Below are 1,126 nucleotides of genomic sequence, written 5' to 3' on the forward strand. Positions count from 1 at the left end.
ACCGAAGAAGAGGCGGCCGAACACGAGCGTAGTCCGATCAAGGCCAAGATTGGCCAGGTTTTCGGCTACAAGGGCCTGAACAAGATCGAACTCGAAGAAGGCCACGCTGGCGACATCGTCCAGATCACCGGCATCGAAGACCTCGTGCTGGGCTGCACGGTGACCGATCCGGAACAGCCGGAATCCTTGCCGCTGCTCAAGATTGACGAGCCGACGCTGTCCATGCAGTTCATGGTCAATACCAGCCCGCTGGCCGGCACTGAAGGCAAGTTCGTGACCAGCCGCCAGATCCGTGATCGTCTGCACAAAGAATTGCTGACCAACATGGCGCTGCGCGTCCATGACACCGGTAACGGCGATGTGTTTGACGTGGCTGGTCGAGGCGAATTGCACCTCGGCATCCTGCTCGAAAACATGCGCCGCGAAGGCTATGAACTGGCCGTTGGCCGTCCGCGCGTGGTCAAGAAGGTCATCAAGGGCGTTGAGTGCGAACCGTATGAACTGCTCACCGTCGACGTCGAAGAAGATACGCAGGGTGGGGTCATGGAAAGCCTCGGCCAACGTCGTGGCGACTTGCAAGACATGGTGCCGGATGGTCGCGGCCGCGTCCGTATCGAGTACCGTATTCCAGCCCGTGGCCTGATCGGTTTTCAGGGCGAATTCATGAACCTGACGCGCGGCAACGGCCTGATGAGCCACGTCTTCGACGAATACGCGCCGGTCAAGGATGGCTCGGTTGCCGAGCGTCGCAATGGCGTTCTGATCTCCCAGGACAACGGCGAAGCTGTCGCTTACGCTCTGTGGAAGCTGCAGGACCGCGGCCGTATGTTCGTGGTGCCGGGCGACAAGCTTTACGAAGGCATGATCATTGGGATGCACAGCCGTGAAAACGACCTCGTGGTCAATCCGATCAAGGGTAAGCAACTGACCAACGTCCGTGCTTCCGGTACCGACGAAGCGGTTCGCCTGGTGCCGGCCGTCCAGTTGAGCCTGGAAGCCGCTGTCGAATTCATCGAAGAAGATGAACTGGTCGAGCTGACGCCCAAGTCGATTCGTCTGCGCAAGCGTTACCTGACGGAAATCGAGCGCAAGCGTGCGGTGCGCGGTCTGTAAGGATGTAGCATGA

General features: G+C 59.4%; 1 protein-coding gene. It reads left to right on the forward strand.

What is annotated here, in order from left to right; all coding sequences use genetic code 11:
- The coding region (locus ADADOO_RS03490; protein WP_511275052.1) for a large ribosomal subunit assembly factor BipA at positions 1-1,113 on the forward strand (1,113 nt) is incomplete at its 5' end.
- Positions 1,114-1,126: the final 13 nt, after the last annotated feature.

This window comes from Azonexus sp. (assembly GCF_036170495.1).
In the GTDB taxonomy this organism is placed as follows: domain Bacteria; phylum Pseudomonadota; class Gammaproteobacteria; order Burkholderiales; family Rhodocyclaceae; genus Azonexus.